The organism is Mesorhizobium sp. M0701 (genome assembly GCF_040320365.1).
In the GTDB taxonomy this organism is placed as follows: domain Bacteria; phylum Pseudomonadota; class Alphaproteobacteria; order Rhizobiales; family Rhizobiaceae; genus Mesorhizobium.
Window position 1 is genome coordinate 42,711 of sequence record NZ_JAMYPO010000048.1, and the last position, 6,620, is coordinate 49,330.

A 6,620-nucleotide genomic window follows, 5' to 3' on the forward strand; every position below is an offset into this window, starting at 1 on the left:
ACTTTTTCGCCGTGTTAAGCAGCGGCAGGTGTGGCGGGCCGACCCGGCTGAATGCCGTGCCGACGGATCGCCTGTCAATGTCCTCGCTGCCGCCGCTTTCGCCCGAACAGCTCGTCAAGCCACGCCATTTCGAACTGCGCATGAGCTTGATCTTCTTTACGCTCTTCGTTCCGCTCGGGACGCATGTGCCGTATTTCCCGCTGTGGCTGCAGGCGAAGGGGTTCCATGCCGAACAGATAGCCGTGATCCTCGCCGCGCCGATGTTCCTGCGCGTGGCGACGACGCCTTTTCTTACTGCGCTCGCAGACAAAGCGAGCGACCGCGCCAATGTCTATGTTGCGCTGGTCGCCGCATCGCTGATCCTGTCCGCCGGCTACCTCCTGCCGCCGACCTACGCAACGGTACTTGCCGTGTCGCTGGCCCTGACGGTCGTCTGGACGCCGCATTCGCCGATTGCCGATTCGCTCGCCCTTTCAGGTGTTCGCCGCTTCGGCTCGAATTACGCAAGCATGCGCAAATGGGGCTCGATCTCCTATCTCTGTGCCAATCTCGCCGGCGGTTTCATCCTGTCGGCGAGCGGTGCCCAGGCTGTCCCGGTGATCATCTTCGCGGCGCTGTGTGCCGCGCTAGCCGCCGGACTGATTGCGCCGCGCCTTGGCCGTCCACGCCGCGCCTCGCCGCTTTCGGCCGCCGATATCCAGCAATCGGCACCGAAACTCCTCAACCGGTACTTCCTCTATTTTTCGACAGGCGTCGGCGTCATCACCGCCAGCCACGCATTTCTCTACGGTTTCGTGTCGATCTACTGGAAGTCGATCGGCATCAGCGATTCGGTTGTCGGGCTTCTGTGGGGGTGGGGCGTCGTCGCCGAGATATGCATGTTCGTCGTTTTCACCCGCGCTTTCGCCTCCTTCTCGGTCGTCTCGATCATGCTGATTGCCGGGATCGGCGCGATCGTGCGCTGGTTCGCCTTTCCGCTGATCTGGCCGCTTGGGCTTGGCGTTGGCGGGTTTTTCGCGATCCAGACGCTGCACGCGGTTTCGGTGGCGCTGGTGCTGATCGGCCTGCAAAAGATGATCGGTGAGACGGTCGCGGAAGAACGCACCGGGGCGGCGCAAGGCATCGCCTACTTCTCCAATGGCTTCTTCATGGCGGCGGCGACGCTGATTTCCGGTCCTCTTTACGACCGCTTCGGCGCGAATGGCTTCTTTGCGATGATCCCGATCGCCCTGACGGGCCTGGCTCTGATCGGGCTTGCCGCGCGTTCAGCCCCACAGCGCCCGCTCGGGCGGTGACACCAGCGAACCTTGGTAGACGAGACCGGGAACGCGGTCGCGGGCCAGCAGCAGCGGACCGTCGAGATCGACGAAATCGGCATCCTGCGCCAACAGCACGGCCGGCGCCATCGCAAGCGATGTGCCGACCATACAGCCGACCATGACACCAAGAGCCAGTTCGCGGGCGCGGTCGCGAAGCACGAGTGCAGCGGTCAGGCCACCCGATTTGTCGAGCTTGATGTTGACGGCGTCGTAAAGGCCGACAAGTGCTTCAAGGTCCTTCGCCTCGTGCACGCTTTCGTCGGCACAGATCGGTACCGGATGCGCGATGTGGCGAAGAATACTGTCATGTCCCGCCGGCAGCGGCTGTTCGATCAAGGCGATACCGTGCTCGGCGGCAAAGGCGAGGTTTGCGACGATGTTGTCGTTATTCCAGCCCTCGTTGGCGTCGAGAATGATTCGGCTGTCGGGTGCTGCCGCCGTCACTGCACGGATGCGCGCGATGTCGTTGTCGCCGCCGATCTTGACCTTGAGTAGCGGGCGCTGGGCGTTGGCGCGGGCCTGCGCCGCCATCGCCTCCGGCTCGGCGAGCGACAATGTATACGCAGTCTCGAGCGGTCGTAACGGAACGGTTCGTATCGTATGCGCCACCGGTGTTCCGCTGATCTTCGCTTCCAGGTCCCAGAGCGCGCAATCGATGGCGTTGCGTGCCGCGCCGGCAGGCATGGCATCGAGCAGGGCGATGCGGCTGATGCCGTGCGCGATCTCGCTGCGCATCGCCTCGATCGCGTCGCGCACACCCTCCATGGTTTCGCCATAGCGCTTGTAAGGGACGCATTCGCCGCGTCCTGTACGGCCGTTTTCGGTGATAGCGCAGGAAATCACCTCCGCTTCGGTCTTCGAGCCGCGCGAAATGGTAAAGGTCCCGGCTATCGGAAAGCGCTCGGCCTCGACCGAAATGACACGCGCCATATTTTTCTGCTCCGGCTGTGCAACAAGGAGGATGTCGGCAAATCGACAGGTCGGCCCCGTCAGGCTAAACAGGACGCCATGTTGACCATCCGCAAACGCGACGCAAGCGGCCCTGCCAAGGAGCCCGACCACCAGCCGCGCATCGCGATCGGCGAGGAGGGCGACGTTCTCGGCTGCGCTTTCTCGGGAACCTGGACGACACGTACCGTGGCGCTGGTCGATGCCGAGATGCGCAAGATCGAGAAGCGCGGCGGCTTCAAGACGCTGGCGCTCGACCTTTCACAAATCGAGAAGATGGACACTGCCGGGGCGTGGCTGATCGACCGCCTGGTCAGCAGCTTCGAAAAAAAGGGCGTCGAGATCACGATGCAGGGGCAGAGCGAGATCGCCTCGATCCTGCTTGGCGCCGTCGGGGACGCCGTTCGTCGCGAGCCCGAATCAGGTCCGGCAAAGCCGCCCAACTTCATCATTCGCGGGCTCGAGGCGGTAGGTCGGCGCGTTTATGAGATGCGCGACGATTTCCTGGCCGCAATGAATATCCTCGGCGCCACGATACGCGGCTCTCAGATGAAGCTTGGCCGCGGCCATGCCGTCAACATGGCGGCGATCTTCAACCAGATCGATCGCATGGGTGTCGGCGCCATACCGGTGGTCGTGCTGATGTCGGCCATCGTCGGTGCGATCGTCGCCCAGCAAGGCGCCTATCAGCTCAGTTATTTCGGCGCCGACATCTTCGTCGTCGACCTGGTCGGCGTGCTGATCCTGCGCGAGCTCGGCGTTTTGATGACGGCGATCATGATCGCCGGCCGCTCCGGCAGTGCGATCACCGCCGAGATCGGCTCGATGAAGATGCGCGAGGAGGTCGATGCGCTGAAGGTGATCGGCCTTAATCCAATCGGCGTGCTGGTGTTTCCGCGGCTCGTCGCGCTGGTCGTCGCGTTGCCTTGCCTGACGATCATCGCCAACTTTGCCGCACTGGGCGGCGGCATTTTGGCTGCATGGCTCTACTCCGATATTGCACCGGCAGCGTTCATCGACCGGCTGCGTGTCGCAATCGACCTCAGCACCATCTTTGCCGGCCTGATCAAGGCGCCGTTCATGGCCATGATCATCGGCATAATTGCCTCGGTCGAGGGCATGAAGGTTGGCGGCAGCGCCGAATCGCTTGGCCAGCATGTGACCGCCTCAGTGGTGAAGTCGATCTTCGTGGTTATTATCCTCGACGGGCTTTTCGCCATGTTCTATGCAGCGATCGAGTTCTGACATGGCGCTGCCGGGCACAAACACGACCAAGGTGGCGGCGAAGGCCAAAGAAGACGAGATCGTGCTGTCGGCGCACGACATCACGGTGTCGTTCGCCGACCAGGTTGTTCTCGACAAATTGTCGCTCGATATCTGGCGCGGGGAGATTCTCGGCTTCGTCGGTGCCTCGGGTGCCGGCAAATCTGTTCTCTTGCGCACCATCCTTGGCTTGACGCGCAAGCAATCGGGAACAATCAAACTGTTCGGCGTCGACGTCGAGAAGGCAACCGAAAGGGAGCGCCTTCGCATCGACATGCGGCTTGGCGTGCTGTTCCAGCATGGCGCCCTTTTTTCGGCGCTGACGGTCCTCGAAAACGTTCAGGTGCCGATGCGCGAATATCTCGATTTGCCGAAGAAGCTGATGGACGAACTTGCCATGCTCAAGGTCGAGCTGGTCGGATTGCCGCCGGATGCGGCGCAGAAATTCCCCTCCGAGCTCTCGGGCGGCATGATCAAGCGTGCTGCGCTGGCGCGCGCCCTGGCACTCGACCCGGACATCGTTTTTCTCGACGAACCGACGTCCGGGCTCGATCCGATCAGCGCGGCTGAGTTCGACGAATTGGTCGTCAAGCTGCGCGATACGATGGATTTGACCGTGTATATGGTCACGCACGATCTCGACACGCTGTTTACGGCGTGCGACCGCGTGGCGGTGCTTGGCAAAAAGAAAGTGCTGGTCGAGGGCACGATCGACGACATGCTCAGGAGCGAGGAACCCTGGGTAAAATCCTATTTCCGCGGAAAACGCGCCCGGCAACTTGATCTTGCGGCGCGCGCATAGCCATAAGTGAGCAATGGAAACCAGGGCCAACTACGTCATTGTCGGCATTTTCACGCTGGCCGCGATCCTCGCGGCTTTCGCTTTCGTCTATTGGACGGCGGCAATCGGCGAAAAGGGTGAGACGACGGTGCTGCGCGTGCGCATTCCAGGCTCCGCTTCGGGGCTCGGCCGTGGCAGTTTCGTGCTGTTCAATGGCGTCAAAGTCGGCGACGTGCGCCGTGTCTATATCGACGTCGACAATCCGACCGCTGCTATCGCCGACACCGAAATAGACCGGAATACACCTATCACCAAGTCGACGCAGGCCGATATCGGGCTTGCCGGCCTCACCGGCCAGGCCAACATCGAGCTCAAGGGCGCCGACCCCAAGGAGCCAAAACTTCTCGACGAGGCGGAAAAGGAAGGCCGTGTCGCCGAGATCGTCGCCAATCCGTCGGCGGTCACCAACCTGCTGCAGACGGCGCAGAACATCTTCACCCGCGCCGACAAGGTTCTTTCGGAGCTCGAAGGCTTCACCAAGGATGTTCGCGGGCCGCTGACGCAGACCGTCAACAATGTCCAGACCTTCTCCGATGCACTGGCCAGGAATGCGGACGGCGTCGACAAGTTCCTGGCTAGCGTCAGCTCGCTGGCGGACGAACTGAAGGGTGTTTCGGGCAAGCTCGACGGCACCCTGAAGGCGGCGGAAGGGCTACTCAACGCCGTCGACAAGGACCAGATCAAGAGCATCGTCGCCAATGTCGACACAGTCACTTCCAACCTGAAGGAAACCAGCAAGCAGTTCGACACGGTCATCAAGAACGTGGACACCGCGGTCGGCTCGATCAACGACTTCGCCCAGAAGACGCAAGGCACGCTGGCCAAGGTCGACGGCGTTCTCGACGGCATCGATCCGGCTGAGGTTCGCACCGCGCTGGCCAATATCCAGAAGGCCAGCGAAAACGCCAACGAGGCTGCCGCCGACATCGCCAAGGTGACCAACAAGTTCGCAAACCGAGCCGACGACATCGATGAAACCATCAAAGACGCGCACCAGCTCGCAGGACGCCTCAACGATGCCTCGGTGCGAGTCGACGGTATCCTTGCCAAGGTCGACAAACTGCTCGGCTCCGGTCAGGCCGACGGCGTCATGGCCGATGCGAGGGCGACGCTCAAATCGTTCAAGCAGGTCGCCGACACGCTGAACGCCCGCCTCGGCACCATCACCGACAATCTGGCGCGGTTCTCGGGACAGGGGCTGCAAAACGTCGAATCGCTGGTCCAGGACAGCCGTCGTTCGATCAACCGCATCGAAGAGGCGGTGACCGACCTCAGCCGCAATCCACAGCGGATCCTGTCCGGCGGCGAGGGTGAGGTCCGGCAGTTCGACGGCAGGGTGCGCCGTTGACTTCGGCCTGCGCCCACCGCAAGAACATAGCTGGCAGATGCGCATTGTTTCCACGATCCGGGGGGGATCGCGTTTGAAGTCGATCAGTTCAGGCAGCGTCAGATCGAGTGGGTTCAAGGCCGGAGTGGCACTGCTGGCGCTTTCGCTCGCCGGCTGCGCGGCGCTGGGCGGCAAGCCGGCGCCGCTGGATACGTTCGAGCTTTCGGCGCCGTCGCTGGAAGCGCGTGCCCACAGCCGTCGCCAGATCCTCATCGCCCAGCCATCGGCGCTCAAGGCGCTGGACAGCCAGAACATCGTCATTAAGCCATCGCCGCGATCGATCCAGTATCTCAAGGGCGCGCAATGGGCCGACCGGCTGCCGATGATCGTACAGGCGCGGCTGGCAGAGACGTTCCAGCGCTCGGGCAGCTTCACCGGCGTTGGCAAGCCAGGCGAGGGGCTGGCGATCGACTATCAGGTGATCGTCGAGATCCGCTCGTTCGAGGTGCGTGTCGACGGCGGCGAACATGCCGAGGTCGAGCTGTTCGTGCGCCTGTTGAACGATCGCAACGGTGAAGTGCGGGCGTCGAAGACGTTTAGCGCCATCGCGCCCGTTTCGGGCAATGGCAACCAGGCCTATGTCGGCGCGCTCGATGCCGCGTTCGGCGATGCGGCAGGGCAAATCGTCCGCTGGACGGACACCGTGATCTGACACAGCCGGAACTGCCGGCACGGCACTCTACAGCGCCAATGGAATTCAGTACGGCATAAAAAAGGCGGGAAATCCCGCCTTTTCGTTTGTTCTCTGTCCCGCCGCTTAGAGCGGTTCCTGATTTAACGGAATCGAAGGGGATTCCGGATCAGTCGGTTTTGTGATTCAAGATGCTGGCTGGAGTGGAGGCCAGCATCGGATGACGCGACC

6 protein-coding genes are annotated in these 6,620 nt (G+C 62.3%); 5 read left to right on the forward strand and 1 reads right to left on the reverse strand.

The window, feature by feature from the left end; all coding sequences use genetic code 11:
• The first annotated feature begins 77 nt into the window (after window positions 1-77).
• On the forward strand, window positions 78-1,295 hold the full coding sequence (locus tag NKI24_RS30320) for an MFS transporter (protein WP_352540619.1): 1,218 nt from the start codon (window positions 78-80) through the stop codon (window positions 1,293-1,295).
• On the opposite strand, the gene dgcA is transcribed toward NKI24_RS30320, so the two are convergent.
• Complete coding sequence (gene dgcA, locus NKI24_RS30325; RefSeq protein WP_352502484.1) at window positions 1,266-2,249, reverse strand: N-acetyl-D-Glu racemase DgcA; 984 nt, start codon at window positions 2,247-2,249, stop codon at window positions 1,266-1,268. The genes NKI24_RS30320 and dgcA overlap by 30 nt on opposite strands.
• Before the next feature lie 78 nt (window positions 2,250-2,327).
• Between dgcA and NKI24_RS30330 the strand changes: the two genes are divergently transcribed.
• The 4 genes from NKI24_RS30330 to NKI24_RS30345 are packed head-to-tail and all read left to right on the forward strand — an operon-like array spanning window position 2,328 to window position 6,410.
• Window positions 2,328-3,512 (forward strand): ABC transporter permease, encoded by a 1,185-nt coding sequence (locus NKI24_RS30330; RefSeq protein ID WP_352540617.1) that lies wholly within the window; start codon window positions 2,328-2,330, stop codon window positions 3,510-3,512.
• A gap of 1 nt (window position 3,513) precedes the next feature.
• Window positions 3,514-4,332 (forward strand): ABC transporter ATP-binding protein, encoded by an 819-nt coding sequence (locus NKI24_RS30335; protein WP_352471729.1) that lies wholly within the window; start codon window positions 3,514-3,516, stop codon window positions 4,330-4,332.
• A 13-nt stretch (window positions 4,333-4,345) separates the two neighbouring features.
• Window positions 4,346-5,719 carry an MlaD family protein gene (locus NKI24_RS30340; RefSeq protein WP_352540616.1) on the forward strand — a complete coding sequence of 458 codons (1,374 nt, stop codon included), beginning with the start codon at window positions 4,346-4,348 and terminating at the stop codon, window positions 5,717-5,719.
• Window positions 5,720-5,756: 37 nt separating this feature from the next.
• Window positions 5,757-6,410 (forward strand): ABC-type transport auxiliary lipoprotein family protein, encoded by a 654-nt coding sequence (locus NKI24_RS30345; RefSeq protein ID WP_352742602.1) that lies wholly within the window; start codon window positions 5,757-5,759, stop codon window positions 6,408-6,410.
• Window positions 6,411-6,620 lie beyond the last annotated feature (210 nt).

What these genes read in the sequence shown, in the direction of transcription:
- NKI24_RS30320 (WP_352540619.1), top strand. Translation starts at nt 78, where the DNA reads ATGTCCTCGCTGCCGCCGCTTTCGCCCGAACAGCTCGTCAAGCCACGC.
- dgcA (WP_352502484.1), bottom strand. Translation starts at nt 2,249, where the DNA reads ATGGCGCGTGTCATTTCGGTCGAGGCCGAGCGCTTTCCGATAGCCGGG.
- NKI24_RS30330 (WP_352540617.1), top strand. Translation starts at nt 2,328, where the DNA reads ATGTTGACCATCCGCAAACGCGACGCAAGCGGCCCTGCCAAGGAGCCC.
- NKI24_RS30335 (WP_352471729.1), top strand. Translation starts at nt 3,514, where the DNA reads ATGGCGCTGCCGGGCACAAACACGACCAAGGTGGCGGCGAAGGCCAAA.
- NKI24_RS30340 (WP_352540616.1), top strand. Translation starts at nt 4,346, where the DNA reads ATGGAAACCAGGGCCAACTACGTCATTGTCGGCATTTTCACGCTGGCC.
- NKI24_RS30345 (WP_352742602.1), top strand. Translation starts at nt 5,757, where the DNA reads ATGCGCATTGTTTCCACGATCCGGGGGGGATCGCGTTTGAAGTCGATC.